Source organism: Mycobacterium sp. NGS57 (genome assembly GCF_059812405.1).
This window is the reverse complement of record NZ_JCALCP010000012.1, coordinates 49630-67666: the sequence shown is the minus strand read 5'-3', so window position 1 is coordinate 67666 and position 18037 is coordinate 49630. Positions and strand designations below refer to the sequence as shown.

General features: G+C 70.2%; 18 protein-coding genes and 1 tRNA gene. 3 read left to right on the top strand and 16 right to left on the bottom strand.

The annotated features are described in order from the left end of the window. Positions 1-3 precede the first annotated feature (3 nt). On the bottom strand, positions 4-1248 hold the full coding sequence (gene arcA / locus AC5Y43_RS21460) for an arginine deiminase (protein ID WP_499975801.1): 1245 nt from the start codon (positions 1246-1248) through the stop codon (positions 4-6). A gap of 28 nt (positions 1249-1276) precedes the next feature. Between arcA and AC5Y43_RS21455 the strand changes: the two genes are divergently transcribed. Further along, a complete protein-coding gene (locus tag AC5Y43_RS21455; protein WP_499975799.1) occupies positions 1277-1873 on the top strand; it encodes an alpha-ketoglutarate-dependent dioxygenase AlkB in 597 nt (198 codons plus the stop codon). A 14-nt stretch (positions 1874-1887) separates the two neighbouring features. On the opposite strand, the gene AC5Y43_RS21450 is transcribed toward AC5Y43_RS21455, so the two are convergent. From AC5Y43_RS21450 to AC5Y43_RS21430, 5 genes are all read right to left on the bottom strand, one after another. Next, entirely contained in the window at positions 1888-2544 is a 657-nt protein-coding gene (locus AC5Y43_RS21450; protein WP_499975798.1) for a DUF5642 family protein, read from the bottom strand. Between the two features lie 28 nt (positions 2545-2572). Continuing rightward, positions 2573-3244: a DUF5642 family protein gene (locus AC5Y43_RS21445; RefSeq protein ID WP_499975796.1), complete on the bottom strand. Its 672-nt coding sequence runs from the start codon at positions 3242-3244 to the stop codon at positions 2573-2575. Positions 3245-3250: 6 nt separating this feature from the next. Continuing rightward, positions 3251-4267 carry an acetyltransferase Pat gene (gene pat, locus AC5Y43_RS21440; protein ID WP_499975795.1) on the bottom strand — a complete coding sequence of 339 codons (1017 nt, stop codon included), beginning with the start codon at positions 4265-4267 and terminating at the stop codon, positions 3251-3253. Between the two features lie 72 nt (positions 4268-4339). Continuing rightward, positions 4340-5458, bottom strand: a complete 1119-nt coding sequence (locus AC5Y43_RS21435) for a M42 family metallopeptidase (RefSeq protein ID WP_499975793.1) — start codon at positions 5456-5458, stop codon at positions 4340-4342. A gap of 90 nt (positions 5459-5548) precedes the next feature. Continuing rightward, positions 5549-6544, bottom strand: a complete 996-nt coding sequence (locus AC5Y43_RS21430; protein WP_499975791.1) for an MOSC domain-containing protein — start codon at positions 6542-6544, stop codon at positions 5549-5551. A 116-nt stretch (positions 6545-6660) separates the two neighbouring features. Here AC5Y43_RS21430 and AC5Y43_RS21425 point away from each other — a divergent pair, with 116 nt between their 5' ends. Then, on the top strand, positions 6661-7008 hold the full coding sequence (locus AC5Y43_RS21425; protein ID WP_499975790.1) for a VOC family protein: 348 nt from the start codon (positions 6661-6663) through the stop codon (positions 7006-7008). A gap of 36 nt (positions 7009-7044) precedes the next feature. Here the strand turns inward: AC5Y43_RS21425 and AC5Y43_RS21420 are convergent, their stop codons facing one another. From AC5Y43_RS21420 to AC5Y43_RS21405, 4 genes are read right to left on the bottom strand one after another with little or no spacing between them, the layout of a single operon-like run. Continuing rightward, positions 7045-8313, bottom strand: coding sequence for an amidohydrolase family protein (locus AC5Y43_RS21420; protein WP_499975789.1), 1269 nt, complete (start codon positions 8311-8313; stop codon positions 7045-7047). A gap of 13 nt (positions 8314-8326) precedes the next feature. Next, entirely contained in the window at positions 8327-9541 is a 1215-nt protein-coding gene (locus AC5Y43_RS21415) for an amidohydrolase family protein (protein ID WP_499975787.1), read from the bottom strand. A 4-nt stretch (positions 9542-9545) separates the two neighbouring features. After that, complete coding sequence (locus AC5Y43_RS21410) at positions 9546-10349, bottom strand: acetoacetate decarboxylase family protein (protein ID WP_499975786.1); 804 nt, start codon at positions 10347-10349, stop codon at positions 9546-9548. Continuing rightward, the gene (locus tag AC5Y43_RS21405; RefSeq protein ID WP_499975785.1) at positions 10346-11278 is read right to left on the bottom strand and encodes an SDR family oxidoreductase; all 933 of its coding nucleotides are present in this window, start codon (positions 11276-11278) and stop codon (positions 10346-10348) included. The genes AC5Y43_RS21410 and AC5Y43_RS21405 overlap by 4 nt, the downstream gene beginning before the upstream one ends. 64 nt (positions 11279-11342) lie before the next feature. Between AC5Y43_RS21405 and AC5Y43_RS21400 the strand changes: the two genes are divergently transcribed. Then, on the top strand, positions 11343-12230 hold the full coding sequence (locus AC5Y43_RS21400) for a helix-turn-helix domain-containing protein (protein ID WP_499975783.1): 888 nt from the start codon (positions 11343-11345) through the stop codon (positions 12228-12230). Here the strand turns inward: AC5Y43_RS21400 and AC5Y43_RS21395 are convergent. From AC5Y43_RS21395 to AC5Y43_RS21370, 6 genes are all read right to left on the bottom strand, one after another. Then, positions 12227-13501 (bottom strand): amidohydrolase family protein, encoded by a 1275-nt coding sequence (locus AC5Y43_RS21395; protein WP_499975782.1) that lies wholly within the window; start codon positions 13499-13501, stop codon positions 12227-12229. The two genes, AC5Y43_RS21400 and AC5Y43_RS21395, sit on opposite strands and share 4 nt — an antisense overlap. Before the next feature lie 262 nt (positions 13502-13763). Next, positions 13764-13839: transfer RNA gene (locus tag AC5Y43_RS21390), tRNA-Ala, on the bottom strand. Positions 13840-13890: 51 nt separating this feature from the next. Next, complete coding sequence (gene sepX / locus AC5Y43_RS21385) at positions 13891-14901, bottom strand: divisome protein SepX/GlpR (protein ID WP_499975779.1); 1011 nt, start codon at positions 14899-14901, stop codon at positions 13891-13893. Between the two features lie 172 nt (positions 14902-15073). Continuing rightward, on the bottom strand, positions 15074-15727 hold the full coding sequence (locus tag AC5Y43_RS21380) for a GNAT family N-acetyltransferase (RefSeq protein WP_499975777.1): 654 nt from the start codon (positions 15725-15727) through the stop codon (positions 15074-15076). A 15-nt stretch (positions 15728-15742) separates the two neighbouring features. Further along, a complete protein-coding gene (gene glp, locus AC5Y43_RS21375) occupies positions 15743-17032 on the bottom strand; it encodes a molybdotransferase-like divisome protein Glp (protein ID WP_499975776.1) in 1290 nt (429 codons plus the stop codon). A gap of 40 nt (positions 17033-17072) precedes the next feature. Then, on the bottom strand, positions 17073-17984 hold the full coding sequence (locus tag AC5Y43_RS21370) for a UTP--glucose-1-phosphate uridylyltransferase (RefSeq protein WP_499975775.1): 912 nt from the start codon (positions 17982-17984) through the stop codon (positions 17073-17075). Between the last annotated feature and the right edge of the window lie 53 nt (positions 17985-18037).

Genomic DNA, 18037 nt, shown 5'->3' with positions numbered 1-18037 from the left:
CGGCTAGAGCGGGTCGCGGGCGACGGGGCACGACATGCAGCGGGGGCCGCCACGGCCGGTGCCCAGCTCGGACCCGGCGATCGTGAGCACCTCGATCCCGGCGTCCCGCAGCCGGGCGTTGGTCTGCACGTTGCGCTCATAGGCGACCACCACCCCGGGCGCCAGGGCCAGCGTGTTGTTGCCGTCGTCCCACTGTTCGCGCTCGGCGACGAGCGGGTCCAGCCCGGTGTCGATCACCCGCAGCTTGTCGATGCCCATCGCAGTGGCCGCCGCCTCCAGGAACGGGGTCTCCTCGCCGATGACGACGCTCCCTGTGGACGTGCGCTGGATCGTGAACGCCGAGAGCGTGTCGACGATGTTGGCGTACATCACCACGGTGTCGGTGTCGACCATGGTGCACACCGTGTCCAGGTGCATCTGCGCGCGCCGCTGGGCGATCGGCACCGCGAGCACCGTGGTCGCCAGGTTGTCCTCGAACAGGCTGCGCGCCAACGCTTCCGCGCCGGCGGGGGTGGTCCGCTCCCCCACCCCGACGGCGACCACACCGGGCGCGAGCAGTAACACGTCGCCGCCCTCGACGGGGGCGGTGCGCGACTCGTAGGCGCGCCGCACCCCGGTGAACCGCGGGTGATGGGCGTAGATCAGGTCGGTCAGCGACGCCTCGCGGACCCGGGCCCGCAGCGCCAGGGTGGGGATCACCACGCGCGGTCCGATCCATATCGACGAGTCCCGGGTGAACACCAGGTTGGGCAGCGGCTCGATGACGAAGTCCGCACCGTGGTGCATCCGCAGCACCAGCGACACGTCGGTGCGGGTGTCTGGCGGCAGCTCGTTGAACGTCATGCCGGCCATCAGCACTTCAGCCAGCCGGACCGGGTCGAGCGCCCGCAGGTAGGCCGAAACTTCTTGCGCCAGCGGCGCTCCCAGCCGGCGCGCGTCCACGGCAGCGGCGACGCCCTGCATCCGGGCGGCGCCGCTGTGGGACAGCGCCTCGGTCAGCAGGTCGGACAGCAGCAGCACTTCGACGCCGCGGGAGCGCAGCAGTTCGGCGAAGCGGTCGTGCTCCTCCTGCGCCCGCGTCACCCAGGGCACCGCGTCGAACAGCAGCTGGTCGTTGTTGCGCGGGTTGAGCCGGCGCAGCTCCGGGCCCGGGCGGTGCAGGACGACCACGCGCAACGCGCCCACCTCGGAATTGGTGCCCACTTCGACGACGCCCACGGTGAAAACGGTAGCCGCTCCGACCCGCATCGAACGGATGTGCGATAAACTGCGGGTCGTGGGGACCGCCGTACAGGGCTCGCTTTTCGACGCCACCGAGCGCAGGGCGCTCGGCGACGGTGCCTTCATCGAGATCCGCGCCGCCTGGCTGACCGGCGTCGACGGCCTGCTCGACGAACTGCTGTCCACCGTGCCGTGGCGCGCCGAACGCCGGCACATGTACGACCGGGTCGTCGATGTGCCGCGGCTGGTCAGCTTTCACGACCTGTCCGTCGAGGAACCGCCCCACCCGATGCTGGGACGGCTGCGGCGCCGGCTCAACGACATCTACGCCGGCGAACTCGGGGAGCCCTTCACCACGGTCGGGTTGTGTTGGTACCGCGACGGCTCCGACAGCGTCGCCTGGCACGGCGACACGATCGGCCGCAGCAGCTCGCAGGACACCATGGTCGCGATCGTCAGCCTCGGCGCGACCCGCACATTCGCGATGCGGCGCCGCGGAGGCGGTCCGTCGCTGCGACTGCCGCAGGCCCACGGCGATCTGCTGGTGATGGGCGGGTCATGCCAGCGGACCTGGGAGCACGCGGTGCCCAAGACGTCGGCGCCCACCGAGCCGCGGGTCAGCATCCAGTTCCGTCCGCGCGACGTGCGCTAGTGGCGCTGGCGGCGCTAGCCGCGGACGGCGCCGACGGCCTTGACGAGCAGGTCGCGGGCGCGCTGGGTGTCGATCCTGGCCACCGGCTGGTCGGGAATGACCAGCGGGTTGGCGATGACGATCACCTGGTAATCGCCGAACTGCGCCGAATAGTCATAGAGCTCGCCGGTGCGCGCTCCGCCGGGGACCACCGCCTGCAGGACGCGATGCACGCCGGTCGTGTGGGTCCCGTCGATGTGCGGCGCGTCGATCACCTCGATGCCGCCGCGCACCCCGGCCCCGGCGAACGCGACCTTGGCGCAGTCCTTCCCGGGTTCGTTGAGCGGCAGGGCTTTTGACGTCTCCACGGCAATGACGACGAAGCGGTTTCCGTTGCCCTCGGCGGAGACGGCGGCCATGTTGCCGTGCAAGTCCGATGGCATGTCCGGGCCCACCGCCGCTTTCGCGCAGTTGGCCGGGTCGAAGGCCAGCCCATCGGGCAGCTTGCGGGCCGACAGCAGCTTGGGGTCGATGCCCCGCTCGGAAATGTCGGCGACCCGGTAGTCGGGGGGAAAGCTCGACTTCACGTCGGCGACCTTTCCGATGTCCGCCTTTTCCGCGGCGGGGCCGGCGCCCGACGAGCAGCCGGCGAGCGCGCACACGGACGCGGCCGCGAGCAACACCTTCAACATCGTGGCCAATCTATCCCACGGCGACGGTTCAGCCGCGCAACGCCGACACCGTTTTGACGAGCAGATCCGCCGCGAATTGCGGCGGCAGTCCGGGCAGCACCGAACCCGGGTCCGTGATCAGCATCGTAAACGCATAGTAGTTGCCGAGGTAGGCGATGAAGGTGTAAGCGCGCGAATCGATTTCGGTGCCAGACTCGACCGACGACTTGGTGTCGGTCACCATGCCCACGGTTGGCACGCCGTCGATGTGCGGCGCGTCAACGAGGCGGACATCGGCCGTGGAGTGGCCGTCGCCGATGGTCCACCGGTCGCACTGCGCCAGCACGCCCGGGTCCAGGTCGACCGGGCCCGGCAAAGCGACCGCCACCGCGTCGACGATGCCGCCGGCGCCCGAGGCGGAAAAGCCCTGCGCGCTCTGGTCGGTCCCGTCGCCGGGGTCCGCGAGGGCGGCGCACCGCGGCGGCGCGGCCTTCGCGTCGGCTTTCAGGCTCCAGATAACCCGCGGGGAGGCCCCGCCGGGGATGCCGGTGGTCACCTCGTAGTGGGGCGGCAGCTCGCGAACGACACGCTTGATGTTGGCGGGGTTTACCGTCGCCCCACGGGGCGCCGACTGGGTGGGCGTGGCCGCCGGGGCGGGCGGATGCGAATGCGCGCAGGCGCCCAGCAGCACCGCGATGGCGCCAATCCACAACGGCCGCATGCCCGTTCAACCCACCGCTTCGATCACCTGGCGGGCGACGCGCTTGATCTGCTCGGTCATGTGGTGCCCGAAGATCAGCCGGCTTGGCACGTCGATGACGGTGGTGATGACGCCGACATCCTCGCGCTGCCACACCGCGCCGTAGTGGTCCATGATCGCACGCATCGGCAGGTTGTCGGAAAGCATTCGCGCGGAGAACCTTTCGATGCCGTTGAGCCGGGCGGCGACGGACAGCGCGCTGATCAAAAAGCTCCCGATCCCACGGCCCTGGTACGCGTCGGCGACGGTGAACGCGATCTCGGCGACCGCCGGATCGCTCTCGTCACGAACAAAGCGCGCGTCGGCCACCGGGTTGGCGCCGTCGGTCACCACCCACACGAAATGGTCGACATAGTCGACCTCCGACAAGTAGTGCATCAACGTCGGGGTGGGCAGGCGCGCCGTCATGAACCGCCGATACAGCGTCTCGCTGGAGAAGTAGACGTGGCCGTGCACGGTCCGCTCGTCGTCGCCGGGAAGGACGGGACGCAGCAGCAGCCGGGTCCCGTCGCGGACCCGGATCGGGATCGGTGTGATGAACGCGGCCAGACGCTGGCGCACCGTGCGCAGCAGTTTCGGCATGATGCCGGGAATGTGCACCAGCCGGGTGAAGGCGTCGTTGTCGCCGATCCACCCGGCCAGCGGTTCCGCGGTGACGACCGTCGCGGTTCGCGGTCCGTGGCGCAGCAGGGCGATCTCCCCGACGATCATGCCGGCCGTCGCCTGCTCGGTTGTCGCCACACCGTCGTCGCCGAGGTGTTTGATCTCGGCGCTGCCCGATGAGATGAGCAGGAACGACACGGCCCGCTCGCCCTGGCGCATCAGCACCTGGCCGGCGGCGGCGCGCAGCGGCTGCAGGCGGGCCGCCAGCGCGACGAGGTCCTCGACGGGGCAGCCCTCGAAGATGTCCATCGTCGCGAGCTCCGCGGCTCGCGCGCCGGTCAGTTCGGCCACTGCGATGTCCCCGCCGATCTGTGTTGCCATGTTCTGCGCCAAAATCGGACTTGCCCAGGCTATGGGGTCCGTTCGGGACGCGGCAAGGATGCCTTCGGCGCGTTATCCGTCGCGCGACACGACGAAGTCGACGACGATCGCGGCCATCGCGTCGATCGCGCTGCGGGACATGACCTCGTAGCCGTGGGTGCTCAGCGTCGGCAGGCACAGCAGGCCAGCGCGCGGCGTCAGCCCGTTGGCCTTGGAGTGCGAGGCGTCGGACATGAATGCACCGAGCACGGCCGCCTGGGGCTCTAGCGCCCGGTCCGTGGCGATCCGCATGAGCCGGTCGGCGACGTCCTTGTCGTAGTCACACATCGCGTCCTTGTAGCCGACGATTGGGCCGCCGGTGACGGTCGTCCCGTATTCCTGCTCGGTGGGTCCGACCTCCAGGGCGAGGGTGAGCGTGCCGGGCAGGCTCGCGCTGGCGTACGAGCCGCCCACCCCGCCGATTTCCTCGTTGGTGGTGAAGACCAGGTAGGCGTCCTCGGCGGGCCGTTTCCCGCCGTCGCGCAGCCGGCGGGCGGCCTGCAGCAGCGCGGTCACCGCCGCGCGGTCGTCGAGGAAGTAGCAGCCGACGTAGTCCCCGATCTCGACCAGCGCCCGCTTGCTGCGTTCGACGCAGACCCGCGTGCCGGCGTGCACTCCCGCGGCCTGCAGCTCCTCGGGGGTGCGCCCGGTGAAGACGTAGACGTGGTGCCAATCCAGCGACCGGTCGCCCTTATCGGGCTTGGTCTCGTAAATCCGCGGGCTCTCCTTGGTGGTGTGTTCGGAGCCGAGCGTGAGCACCGCGGTCAGCGTCTCCTGGTCGCCCAGCACGGCGACGGGGCCGAGCCCGAAGTTGCCCGGGTACATCGTCCCCAGTTGTGTCAGGTGCAGCGAGCCGTCGGACTCGATCCGTTTGACGAGCATGGACAGCTCGTCCATGTGCGCCATGATTCGCGTCGCGCGGCTGGGCCCGGCCGTCGCGGCCGACCGGTGGCGGTCGTCGGCGGGCACCTCCCCGCTGGCGGCGACGAAGCCGATCAGGTTGCCGGCGTCGTCGGTCCACATGTCGTCGACGACGGGTTGCAGCTCGCGGGCGCACACCGCGCGGACCTCATCCTCCTGCCCGCCCGGCCCATAGGTCCACAGCAGTTCTTTGAGCAGCGTCTCGATGGAGTCGTCATCGCGTTGTGCCATCTGGTCCTTTCCCGGGCGCACGGCCGACGGCCCTCGCGTCGACACCTGCATCCATACCCACATCGGGCACCGGCAACCCGGGCGGATTCGTCATCCGGGCCGGCGTCCCTGATCTCTCGTCATGCCCGCCGAAAGGAAGGCCTGTTGCGTTCGACGCACGACGGACCTGCCGGCGCACATGAGCATGCGGCGCGTGCGGCTCGGCTCAGCCGCGGGCCGTACCGTGACCTGGTCGCCCACCCGGATCACCCCGGGGCGGGTCACGTCGGCATAGACGCCGAGGAAGCGCCCGGTGCGCTCGGATAGTGCGCGGCTCACCGCTCGGTCCTTTTCCACACCGGGCTGCGGGCGCGACGGAGCGGTGCAGCGGACCGTCTGCATCGTCACCTGCAGTGTGACGCCGCCGATTTCGACGTGCGCTCCGATCCACTCTGACTCGGGGTATTCCGCTTCGGTGCCGCCGACGGTCATCAGGATGTTGGGCCGGAACCGCCGAACATCGTAGGGCTGGCCGGTCGGCGACAACGACGCCAGGCTGTTGGTACTGAGGAGGTGGACCGGACCCAGGTCGACGAACGTGCCCGGCGGTGTCGCGAAGCGCGCGAGTGTCAGCACCTGCTTGGTCATGAGCTTCGACGTGTCGGGCACTTCACCCGGCACCCACCCCATGTCGCTGCGCAGATACTTGGGCGAATACGTCGAGGCGAGTTGGCGCAGCGACATGCGGTGCTGGCTGGTGTCGTCCGCCGGCGGCAGCGCGGTCAGCCGCACCGGGCGACCGGCCACCTCGGAGAGGCGGTCGTGAATATCGGCATCACTACTGGATCCTTCGGCGCCGTCGGGGAAGGTGATCACGACCTCGGGGGCATTTCCCGGGCCGGCATCCGGGCCGGGTTCTTGCGCGTAGCGCGCCGAACAGGTCAGCAACGCCGGCAGCCGGCGGCAGGATGCCGTGACATCCCTGTCCAGATCGCGCAGCGCCCACAACCGATCGGCGTGCGCGGCGCGATGGTCGATGCGCAGTTCGTCGACCGAATGACCGGCCAGCGATTTCACCGGGAACCGCCACAGTTGGGTGACCGTCATTGCTTGCCTACTTTCCGCGCGTGCGGTCGTGGTGCAGTCGGATTGACGGTACGCGACGCTCGGCTAGCGGTCTCGAACGTCGGACAGAGATGCCCGCGGCGAGGCAGAATCGAGCGATGAGGCCGGCCGGTGTACACCATGTCGCCATCTGCGTCACCGATGCGCAGCAGGGACTCGTCTTTTATCGCGATGTGCTGGGCATGACGCAGCTGCCGCGCCCCGACCTCGGCCCCGGGTACTGGCTCGACGCCGGCGGCCAGCAGGTGCACTTGATGGAGTCGGATGCGCGGCCGCCCGGGGCCAACCATTTCGCGATCCGGGTCGACGACATCGATGCCGCCGTCACCGACCTTCAGCGCCACGGCGTCGAGGTGCAACGCGCCCCGTTCGTCGCCGGCGCCGGCCACCAGGCGTTCCTGCACGACCCGTTCGGCAATTTGGTGGAACTGAACCAACCGAAATAGCTTGGCGCACCGGCTGATCCCTCGCCCGGCGGGAACTCAGTTCTCCACCAGGTCGGGGATCGGCTCGGCGTCGGTCAGCCAATGGCGTCCGGCCTGGCGGGCGGCCTCCCACTTGGGGACGCTGATCGCGTCGTCCTGGCCCAGGCCCTCCGGCGTCGGTCCGATGCGCTCGGCCAGCGGAGCCAGGGCATCCAGGTCGAAGTTGTACAGCTCGGCCGCTGCCAGGCCCAGCATCTGGCGGGTCTCCTCGACGGGGATGTCCCAGAAGGAGCGGCGCAGCCATTTGAGGGTGTGCGGCCAGGTGCCCTCGGGGTGGGGAAAGTCGTTGCCCCACAAGATGTTCGACACGCCGATCTCGTAGCGCCGGGTCAGCTCCCGGCGCTCGGTGGTGGTGGCCCCGATGAAGCAGTTGCGGTCGAAGTAGGCCGAGGGTGGCATCGTCAGGTCGCCCTCCATCTGATGGCTCATCTTCTTGGCCGAGTGCTCGCGCAGGTACCGCGTGTCCATCAGCCACAGCAGGTCGTTGGCCCAAAACGCCCCGCATTCCGTGACACCCCAGCGCAGCCGGGGGAAGCGCTCGAACACGCCCGACCACAACGCGAACCACAGCGGGCGGGCGCCCCACCAGCGCACCTCGGTGACATAGATGCCCAGGTGCCCGCCGTACTCCTCCTGCGGGGCGGGGCCGGAGTGGGTGTGCACCGGCATTTGCAGGTCCTGGCAGGCGGCCCAGACCTTGTCGTAGCGACGGTCGTGATACGGCGGGTAGCCGACCCAGCGCGCCGGGATCAGGATCCCGCCCCGCAGCCCGGACTCGGCAGCCCGGGTGATCTCGGCGACCGCGGCGTCGACGTCGGCCAGGATCGGCACGACGGCGACGCCGGCCCGTCGCTCGGGGCTGTGGCTGCACAGCTCGGCCAGCCAGCGGTTGTGGGCCCGCGCGCCCGCCATCGCGCGGCCCGGGTCGAGGTCGCCCGACTGGCCCAGGCCGGCCCCGAACGGGGCCCCGGCGACCCCGGTCACGGCGTCGGCGTCGGGGAAGATGACCTCGCCGACCACCCCGTCGCCGTCGAGCTCCTTGTCGCGCAGGCCGACATCCCAGCCACCGGCGATGCCGTCACCGTGCTCGGAGAACCACTGCTCGGCGAACTCCTCGTCGATGAATCCCCCGGCCTGCGCCGCTGCCGTCTTCTCGGCCAGGTAGGCCTCGAAGTCGTCGGCGTATTCGGGGTCGACGTACTCGCGGTACCGCTCGGTCGGCAGCTCCGCATGGGTGTCCGCGGAGATGATGAGGTAGGGGTTCACGGGGGTCCTTTCGCTACCAGGTGCGGATCGGGTCGGGTTCGAAGACGGTGCTGCGCGCGTCGGGGGGTACGGCACCCAGTGGCTCGGCGACCTCGGCCACCGTCGGGCCGATTCGGTCGGCAAGGGGCGCAAGGGTTTTCAGGTCGAAGCCGTAGACGGCTGCCGCGTTGCCGCCGAGCATTGCCGCCACCTCGGCGGGCGGAACGCCGCTGAAGGTGTGGCGCAGCGCCTCGCGGGTGTAGGGGGCGGTCCCCTCGTAGTGCGGATAGTCGCTGCCCCACATGATTTTCTCGACACCGATGCCGTGGCGCTCGGCGCACTCGACGGGGCGCATGAAGCTGGCGCCGACGTAACACTGGCGGGACCAGTACTCGCTGGGTTTGAGGCTCAGCGAGCCGGCGGTGGGCCCGGCGAAGCGGGCGATCGCCGAGTTCGCCCGCCCGTACCGGGCGGCCGCGACGTCGAGCGAGTCCAGCGTGGCCGGGATCCACCCGGAACCCTGCTCGGTGAAGACGAGCGTGAGGCCCGGATGGCGATCCAGCGCGCCGCTGAAGATCAAATGCCACAGCGCCCGGTGCGCCCACCAATGCGTCTCGTACACCCACACCGCGAACGTGCTGCCCCAGCCGTCCGTCGGGCTCGGCCCGGCGGTGCCGCCATGGTGGTTGACCACCACGCCCGCCTCGTCGCACGCCGTCCAGAGCGGCTCCCAGTGCTCGGCGTAGAGCGGCGGAATGCCGGTGCCGGGCGCGACGCCGGGCAGCAGCACCCCGCCGCGCAGGCCGAGCTTGGCGATCTGGGCGATCTCGGCGACGGCCTCGTCGAGGTCCCCGAGCAGGATCTGGCCCACCCCGGCGCGCCGCTCGGGCGACAGGGAGCAGAAGTCGGCCAGCCACCGGTTGTGCGCGCGCAGGCCGGCCCAGCGCAGCTCGAGCTCGCGGGCGGTCTCCGGCGGGGCGGCGGCCAGGCTCGCCTGGGGAAAGAACGGCGGCACGGTGTTGGGGAAGATGACCTCCCCCGCAACGCCCTCGCGGTCCAGATCGGCGTTGCGCCGCTCGCTGTTCCAGCTCCGCTCGGCGTCGGGCTCGCTGAGATCGCCGAACGGGTTGACGTAAGTCTTTGCCCAGCCGTCGAATTCGTCGCGGTACTGCGGGTCGAGGTACTCGCGGTAGTCGAGCAGGTCGGCGCCGGCGTGGCAGTCGGCCGAGAGGACCGTGTACCGATCCATGGGCCTACGCCCGCGCCGGCTCGGGCCTGGGCGCCGCGAGCAAAGCCACGTCGTCGTAGCGCTGGTGCACGTACGGCAGCAGCCACTCCTGCGGCACCCGCGCCGCGACCCGGCCGACCTGAACCGTGCGCCGGCGACACCAGGTGATCGATCGGATCTCGCGGATCACGATGTCGGCCACCGGGTCCAGCGGCGATTCCCCCAATTCGATTGTGCCGTCGATATTCTCGAGCAGCTCGTAGTGCCGGTGGTACTCGCCGTAAACCAGGTGCGGGTCGGTGATGCCGCTGCCGTCGGGGGCGCGCAGGAACTTGAAGTAGAACTCGGTGTTCATCTGGTCGGGTGGCAACTCCGCCGGGCCGGTGACCTGACCGCTCACCTTGATGAGTGGATAGCCCAGCCGGTCCACGGCCGCGGTGACGCGGTCACCGTCGCGCTCCACCGCGATGTGGGCCAGTTTCTTTGGCTCACCGAATGTTTCGCGCCCGCCGGTGACCGACTGTTCGGTGGACTGGGGCATGAACAGGGGGTAGTCACCCTCGACTTCGGCGTGCCGCGCGGTCACGGAAAACACCGCCGACCCGAACGGTGCCATGCCCTCGATCTGGACCCGCTGCAGCTGAACGCGCACCAGTGGTTCGGTCGCGGGCTCCAGCGGCCTCGGCAGGACGGCCGCGACGATTTCCGGGTCGGTGAGGTAGGTGACGGTCACCGCCTCGGTGGCGATCGGCGCCTTGGTGGCGTCGATCTCGTGGTCGACTTGCGCCTCCGGCGGACGGGGGCCGTAGCGAACTTCGTTGCTGCTCAACGGTTTCCTCCTTCGGTTTCCGTGCTGGCGCTCTGGCCGAGGACGTCGACCAGGTAGTCGGGTGCGCCGCGCGCCAGGATCGACGCCGCCTTGCGGCTCACGACGTCGTCGGCGGGCGTGGGTGGGCCCATCATCCAGAAGCGGTCCGCCCGGATGCCGTCCACCACCTGGTCGGCGACGGTCTCGAGCGGGGTGAACTCGACGTGTGCGCCGGCGGCCTCGAAGCGGGCCACGACCTTGTCCAGCGTCTGGTCGGGGGTGCGACGTTGTTGGGTCGGTGCGTAGCGCTGCGGGCGGTGCCGCCACGACTCCCAGATGCCGGTGTTCAAAAAGCCGCCGGGGAACAGGACGTGCGCCCGCACCCGTGTGCCGGTCATCGCCAGGTGCGTGTAGAGGCTCTCGCTCAGGCAGAGCACCGCGGCCTTGGTCATCGGGTAGACCGCCTGGCCGGGTCCGCCCATCGCGCCGCGGGCGATCGGCGCGAAACCGCCGTTGCCCGAGCAGGTGTTGACGACGTGCCCCTCGCCCTGCTCGAGCAGGAGGGGCACGAAGGCCTTGATGCCGTGGATGACGCCCAGCACGTTGACGTCGATCCCCCAGCGCCAGTCGGCCAGGTCGTGTTCCCACATGTAGCCCTCGGAGACCCCGCCGGTGCCGGCGTTGTTGCACACCACGTGCACGGCGCCGAAGCGTTCGAGAGCGTCCTTGGCCAGCGCCTCGACCGAGGAGTAGTCGGTGACGTCGGTGACCACGCCGGCCGCCTCGATGCCGTCGCCGGTGAGTTCGCGGGTGGCCGCGTCCAGGGGTTCGGCGAGGACGTCGGCGAGCACCACCTTCATGCCCTCGCGGCCGAAGCGCCTGCCCATGGCCCGGCCGATGCCACCGGCGCCGCCGGTCACGACCGCTACCTTGCCCCGAAGGTCCGTCATCGTGAGCATCGTCACACGGTCGCGCATATCACCGCAAGAAGTCGCATTATGCGACCATTGGCGGGTGGCTCCGCGCCCCTCCCCGCAGACCGAACGGGTCGTGAACCTGTTCGAGCTGTTGGCGGGTGATGGGGGCGGCGGCATGACGTTGGCCGAGGTGTCGCGCCACCTGAGCGTGCACAAGGCCAGCTGCCACTCGATGCTGTCCGAGTTGCTGCGGGCCGGCTGGCTGCTGCGCGACCCCGTCGCCAAGACCTACCACCTCGGCCCCGCGCTGGTCCGGTTCGGCCGGGAGGCGGCGAGCCGCTATCCGGCGCTGGTGTTGGCCCGCTCCGCGATGGCGGAGCTGGCGGCCACGACGGGCGCGCATTGCGTCGCCTTCTCGGTGAGCGAGGATCACTCCACCGTCGTCGATCAGGTCCGCAGCCCGCGCGGTGGCGGCCACCCGATGCCGGTCGGCACCCAGTTTCCCCACCGCCCGCCGTACGGCGCGTCGACCGTTGCCTGGGCCGGGCTTCAGGCGCGCGAGCGCTGGCTGGCCGCCTTACCCGACGGCGTGCGCGGCCGCTACCGCGAGGCCATCGCCGCCGCCGCCGAGCGCGGCTACGCGGTCGGTCTGCACATCCTGCCCGATCTGCGGCTGCGCGAGCTGGCCCAGATCGTGCGCAGCGCCGAGGTGCGTTCCACCCGGCTCAGCCAGCTGGCGCAGGAGTTGACCGACGAGCTGATCCACCAGGAGGACTGGTTTCCGGTCAGCCTGGACCCGGACCGTACCTACGAAGTGAGCCACATCGACTCCCCGATCCTCGAGCCGGGGCCGCGCATCGCGCTGATGCTCAGCCTGGTCCCCAGCGCCGAGCCCATGAGCGGCGCGGCGGTCACCCGGGTTGGGGCGCAGCTCGCCGCGGCGACCCGACGGCTCAGCGCCGCCCTGGCCGAAGAGTCCGGTTAGCGCCGTTCCGGGGCCACCCGCTTGAGGGCCAACCCGCCTTCGAACGGCCGGAAGCCGAACGCGGCCGGTGCTTGATAGCCGGTGTCCTCGAGGGGCGTGTGCACCTCGGCGACGGTGGGCCCGATCTTGGCGGCCACCGGAACCAAGGCGTCGAGATCGAAACGGTAGAGGCGAGCGGCGTTGCCGCCCAAGATCTTTCGGCAGGCGTCCTCGGGCCTGTCGTGCAGGGCCCAGCGGATCGCCAACTTCGAGTGCGGCGCGAAGCCCTCCTCGTGGGGGTAGTCGCTGCCCCACATGATGTGGTCGGGCCCCATGAAGTCGATCATTCCGCCCTCGTACGGCGTCAGCTCGGTGGCCAGATAGCAGTTGCGCTGGGTGTATTCACTCGGCGTGAGGGTCAGCTCGTCGACCGACGACCCGCCGAACATTCCGTAGGTGCGGTTGCCGGCGTCGGACTTCATGGTGGGCACCATCGCGTCGAGAATGGCCAATTGCCCGGGCACCCAAAAGGTTCCCTGCTCGGTCGGCACGAAGCGCAGCGTCGGATGCCGCTCGAACACGCCGGCCAGGATCAGGTGGCCGAGGGTGCGCTGCGCCCAGATGGCCATCTCGGTGATCAGCACCGCGTTGGACGCGGGCTGGTCCATTGGCATCTCGGGACTTCCGGCCCCGGCATGCTGGACGATCGTCAGGTCCAGGTCGGCGCACAGCGCCCAGAGCCGTTCGTAGCGGGTGTGAAACAGTGGGGCGACTTGCGGGTCGCCGGGCGAGACCGGCGGAAGGAGCACGCCGCCGAAGCAGTCCTGTTCGGCGCCCCAACGGATTTCGTCCAGCGCCAGCTCGACGTCGTTGGGAAAGACCTGGATCAATCCTCGGCGCCGGGCCGGGGCCAGCGAGCAGAAGTCGATCTGCCACCGGTTGTGGGCCTGCACACCGGCCCAACGCTTTTCGAATTCGTCCCGCGTGCGGGGCAGGCTGATGGTGATGTTGGGGGTGGTCGGGAAGAACGGCGGCACCGTGTTGGGCAGCAGCACCTCGGCGGCGACGCCGTCGGCGTCCATTTCCGTGATCCGAAGGTCGTGGTCCCAGTTGCGGTTGGCCGTGGCCACGATCAGGTCGTCGAACGGGCTGGCGTAGGCCTTGGCCCACGCGTCGAACTCCTGGTGCAGCCGCGCCGGCAGATACGGCTTGTAGTCGTAGAGGTCCGCCCCGGCATGGGTGTCGGTCGAGATGACGACATAGCGATCCAGCGTGTCCCAGGTAGTAGCCATCGCACCTCCGTCGGTACGTCGAGTGTAGGAGAACGGGTCCCGAGCGCGAAGGACCTGTCCCGGTGACCGAGACGACGGCGCTGCGCTAAGTGCCGAGCTGCCGGTACCTCTGCGAGCGGTAGGGCAGCACGCCTGTTCAGCGACGATCTCGACGACGTCGCAGCGGATCTGGATGCGGCGATGCGCGCTGCCGGGACACAGCGGGCCCGACCGGAGATTGGGGCCGGGCCCAGCCCAAAAATCGTACTGACCTGCTCAAATGTGGTGGAGCTAAGGGGATTCGAACCCCTGACCTTCTCGATGCGAACGAGACGCGCTACCAACTGCGCCATAGCCCCTGATCGCTAGCAGGCTACCAGCCCCGGCACCAACAAACCGAACCGCCGGCGCTACTCGCCGACGGCGCGCGGCAGGTCCCGCGGCCAGCCGAACGTGCGCATCGGCATCGCGTAGTCGAGGTGCTCGAAGATCGGGTCCTCGTCGTCGATCTCGAGCACGACGGCGCCGGGGCGCCGCAGCCGCGAGGGGACCAGGTCGTACTCGCGGTCGTAGGCGTTCTCCACACCCAGACGCGCGCGGGCCATCCGCTGCATCCGGCGGCGGCGCACCCGCTCCTCGATCCGGGTCTGGCGACGCAGATAGGCCAGGTACAGCAGGGTCACCGCGGTGGCGGCGCCGCACACCCACCAGGCCGTCCGCGAAATCTCGAACGCGGCCGTGGCCGTGCCCACCAGGACGACGGCCATCACCATCAGCACCCGCTTGCGAAAGGCGTACTTGCGCGCGCTGACCGCCGCCGCCGTCTTCGGGTCGAATCGGCGCCGCCGGGATGCGCCCTGCGGGACGAACGCCCGCGGATCCTCGTCCTCGTCGCGATCGTCCTCGGGCTCCAAACCCGAAGAGTCCTCGACGTATTCGTACTCGTCGTCGGCCTCGGTGTGCTGCGCGACGGCGTCGGTCTCGGACTCGTCGGCCTCCTCCGGCTCGGCCACCTCGGCACTGACGCCAGCCGGGAGTGCGCCGGAATCCTCGATGACGTCGACGTCGAGGTAGTCGGGCTCGGCCTCCCCGGCGGCCTCCACGACGGCCTCCACGGCCGCGGCCTTCACGATGACCGGACGCGCCGCCAGGGCGTCGGTGTCCCCCTCCGGCTCCTCGGCATCCTCGTACTCGTCCTGGTCAACCGCGTCTTCCTCCGGCTTCCAGTGCGGGTCGCTGCGATGACCGGCGGCGGGCCCGCCGCGCTTCAGCAGCCGGGAACCGTTGACCACCCGGGTCGCCAGCGCCACGTCGCTGGTGCGCCGCACGGCGTCGCGCTTGCTGATGAGCATCGGAACCAGCACGAACAGCCACAGCACCACGAGCGAGATCCACAACAGCGACTGCGGGATGCTTGGCATGATGTCTTGCTCCTAACTGGACCTGACCCCCGCGAGGATGGCCGGCGCGGCCGGGCCAAGGTGACCAGCACAATTACACACCTGTAATTTGCCTCTCACAAGCACCACATGTCACTCGTGTCGCGCTAGCCACATTCCCGGGCACACCCGCCCCGCCCGCGGACCCGAAGGTTCACGCCCAGCCGGCCTGTCCGGCGCGGACCAGCGTCGATGCCGCCGACCCCTGCACCTCTTCGGCCGTGATGGCCATCAGCAGGTGGTCGCGCCAGGCCCGGTCCACCTCGAGGTAGCGCTGCAGCAGGCCCTCTTCCCGGAACCCGACCTTTGCCAGCACGGCGCGGCTGGCGGCGTTCTCCGGGCGCACGGTGGCCTCGACGCGATGCAACATCACCGGACCGAAGCAGTGGTCCAGGCCCAGGGCCAGCGCCGCCGTCGCCACCCCGCCGCCGGTGGCCGAGCTGGACACCCAGTAGCCGATCCACGCCGAGCGCAACGCCCCATGCGTGACGTTGCCGATGGTCAGCTGGCCGCAGAACCGCCCGTCGAGCTCGATGACGTAGGGCAGCATGCGGCCCTTGCGGGCCTCGGCGCGCAGGCCCGAACACAACGCCGGCCACGCGGCAACCGTGTGCCGGATCGTCCAATCGCCGTCGGCGCTGGGCTCCCAGGGCTCGAGGTGCGCGCGGTCGGCCAACCGGATCCGGCTCCACTGCGCGCCGTCGCGCATCCGCACCGCGCGCAACCGGACCACGCCGGCGGGCACCCGCAGCGGTCCCACATCCAGGGGCCAACCGGGATGACGAGAAGTGTTGCGCAGCAGGTTCATCGGGAGTAGGTCTGCCTAGCCGCGCTGGGCCAGGAACGCGACGTCGACGATCTCCCCGGTGCGGATCTGCTCGGCGCCGCTGGGCACCACGACCAGACAGTTCGCCTCGGCCAGGGTCGCCAGCAGGTGCGACGACCCGGGCGCCCCACCGAGGGCCTGCACCAGGTATTCGCCGCTGTCCTGGTCGCGCATCAGCTGACCGCGCAGGTAGCCCTTGCGCCCGACGACCGAGGTGATCGGCGACAGGGCGCGGGCCTGCACGATGCGGCGCATCGGCTGGCGCTTGCCCAGCGACAGCCGGATCAGCGGCCGCACCATCACCTCGAAGACCACCAGCGCGCTGACCGGGTTGGCCGGCAGCAGAAACGTCGGCACGCCCTCGCGGCCCAGCTGCCCGAAGCCCTGCACCGATCCCGGGTGCATGGCGACGCGCACGACCTCCATCTCGCCGAGCTCGGAGAGCACCAGGCGCACCGCCTCGGCGGCCGCGCCGCCGACCGCGCCGGCGATCACCACGACCTCGGCACGATTGATCTGGCCCTCGACGACTTCGCGCAGCTGCCTGGGGTCGTTGCTGACGATGCCGATGCGGTTGACCTCCGCGCCGGCGTCGCGCGCGGCCGCCGCCAACGCGTAGGAGTTGACGTCGTAGACCTGCCCGTTGCCCGGGCTGCGGGTGATGTCGACCAGCTCGCCGCCCACCGCGATGACCGACAGCCGCGGGCGCGGATGCACCAGCACCCGGTCGCGGCCCACCGCCGCCAGCAGCCCGACCTGCGCCGCGCCGATGATCGTTCCGGAGCGCACCGCGACGTCCCCGGGCTGGACGTCGTCGCCGGTGCGGCGCACATAGGCGCCCGATGGCGCCCCCCGGTAGACCCGCACGTGCGAGGTGCCGCCGTCCGTCCAGCGCACCGGCAGGACGGCGTCGGCCAGGGTGGGCAGCGGAGCGCCGGTCTGCACCCGCACAGCCTGCCGCGGCTGCAGCCGGCTGGGTGTGCGCGAGCCGGCCTCGATCGTTCCCATCACCGGCAGGACCAGCCCGTCGCGCCCGTCGTCCTCGCCGGCCGCCTCGCCGGACGGCTCCCCGAGGCTGTCGACGCCGACCTCACCGATGCCGAGCACATCGACGCTGCGCACCGCGTAGCCGTCGATCGCGGCCTGATCGAACCCGGGCATGGGCCGCTCGGTCACCACTTCTTCGGCGCACATCAACCCCTGCGCCTCGGCGATGGCCACACGGATCGGTCGCGGAGCCACCGCGGCCGCCGTTATCCGGGCCTGCTGCTCTTCAACAGAACGCACAAGCGCGCCTCTCTGCCGTTATCGGCGCGTCACCACCCGGCTACTGCTCGGTCAGGCCCAACCGCGCCACCAACCATCGCCGCAAATCCGGGCCATAGTCGTCACGATCCAATGCAAAGTCAACCGCAGCCTTCAGGTACCCGCCGGGATTTCCCAAGTCGTGTCGGGATCCGCGATGCACGACGACGTGCACCGGGTGGCCCTCGTTGATCAGCAGCGCGATCGCGTCGGTGAGCTGCACTTCGCCGCCGGCGCCCCGGTCGATGCGGCGCAGCGCGTCGAAGACGGCGCGGTCGAGCACGTAGCGCCCCGCGGCGGCATACAACGACGGGGCGTCCTCGGCCCTGGGCTTTTCGACCATCCCGTTGACTCTCAGGACGTCGGGATTGTCACCGCCCGGAACCGGCTCGACGTCGAAAACCCCGTAGGCGCTGATCTCTTCGGGCGCCACTTCGATCGCACACAAAACCGTGCCGCCGTGGTCGGCCCGCACCTTCGACATCGTCTCCAGGACGCCGGTGGGCAGCACCAGGTCGTCGGGCAGCAGCACCATGACGGCGTCCTCGTCGGCCGCCAGCGTGGGCTCCACGCAGCCGATGGCGTGCCCCAGCCCGAGTGGCTCGGCCTGCACGACGGACTCCACCTTGATCAGCTGCGGCGCGCGCCGCACCTTGTCGAGCATGGCCTTCTTGCCGCGCGCCTCGAGCGTGCCCTCGAGCACCAGGTCTTCGACGAAATGCGCGACGACGCCGTCCTTGCCCTCGGAGGTGACGATCACCAGGCGCTCGGCGCCGGCCCCGGCGGCCTCCGCGGCGACCAGCTCGATGCCCGGCGTGTCGACGACCGGCAGCAGTTCCTTGGGCACGGTCTTGGTCGCGGGCAAAAAGCGCGTACCCAGGCCGGCCGCGGGGACGATCGCCGTGAAGGGGATCGGAACTTCGGGGCGGGACATTGTTCAAACGATAACTCTCGTCGGGTACGCCGAGGCGGTGTGGCGGCGCGCGC

Coding starts and splice junctions, on each gene's coding strand:
- arcA (WP_499975801.1), bottom strand. CDS start 1,248: ATGCGGGTCGGAGCGGCTACCGTTTTCACCGTGGGCGTCGTCGAAGTG.
- AC5Y43_RS21450 (WP_499975798.1), bottom strand. CDS start 2,544: ATGTTGAAGGTGTTGCTCGCGGCCGCGTCCGTGTGCGCGCTCGCCGGC.
- AC5Y43_RS21445 (WP_499975796.1), bottom strand. CDS start 3,244: ATGCGGCCGTTGTGGATTGGCGCCATCGCGGTGCTGCTGGGCGCCTGC.
- pat (WP_499975795.1), bottom strand. CDS start 4,267: ATGGCAACACAGATCGGCGGGGACATCGCAGTGGCCGAACTGACCGGC.
- AC5Y43_RS21435 (WP_499975793.1), bottom strand. CDS start 5,458: ATGGCACAACGCGATGACGACTCCATCGAGACGCTGCTCAAAGAACTG.
- AC5Y43_RS21430 (WP_499975791.1), bottom strand. CDS start 6,544: ATGACGGTCACCCAACTGTGGCGGTTCCCGGTGAAATCGCTGGCCGGT.
- AC5Y43_RS21425 (WP_499975790.1), top strand. CDS start 6,661: ATGAGGCCGGCCGGTGTACACCATGTCGCCATCTGCGTCACCGATGCG.
- AC5Y43_RS21415 (WP_499975787.1), bottom strand. CDS start 9,541: ATGGATCGGTACACGGTCCTCTCGGCCGACTGCCACGCCGGCGCCGAC.
- AC5Y43_RS21405 (WP_499975785.1), bottom strand. CDS start 11,278: ATGACGGACCTTCGGGGCAAGGTAGCGGTCGTGACCGGCGGCGCCGGT.
- AC5Y43_RS21395 (WP_499975782.1), bottom strand. CDS start 13,501: ATGGCTACTACCTGGGACACGCTGGATCGCTATGTCGTCATCTCGACC.
- sepX (WP_499975779.1), bottom strand. CDS start 14,901: ATGCCAAGCATCCCGCAGTCGCTGTTGTGGATCTCGCTCGTGGTGCTG.
- AC5Y43_RS21380 (WP_499975777.1), bottom strand. CDS start 15,727: ATGAACCTGCTGCGCAACACTTCTCGTCATCCCGGTTGGCCCCTGGAT.
- AC5Y43_RS21370 (WP_499975775.1), bottom strand. CDS start 17,984: ATGTCCCGCCCCGAAGTTCCGATCCCCTTCACGGCGATCGTCCCCGCG.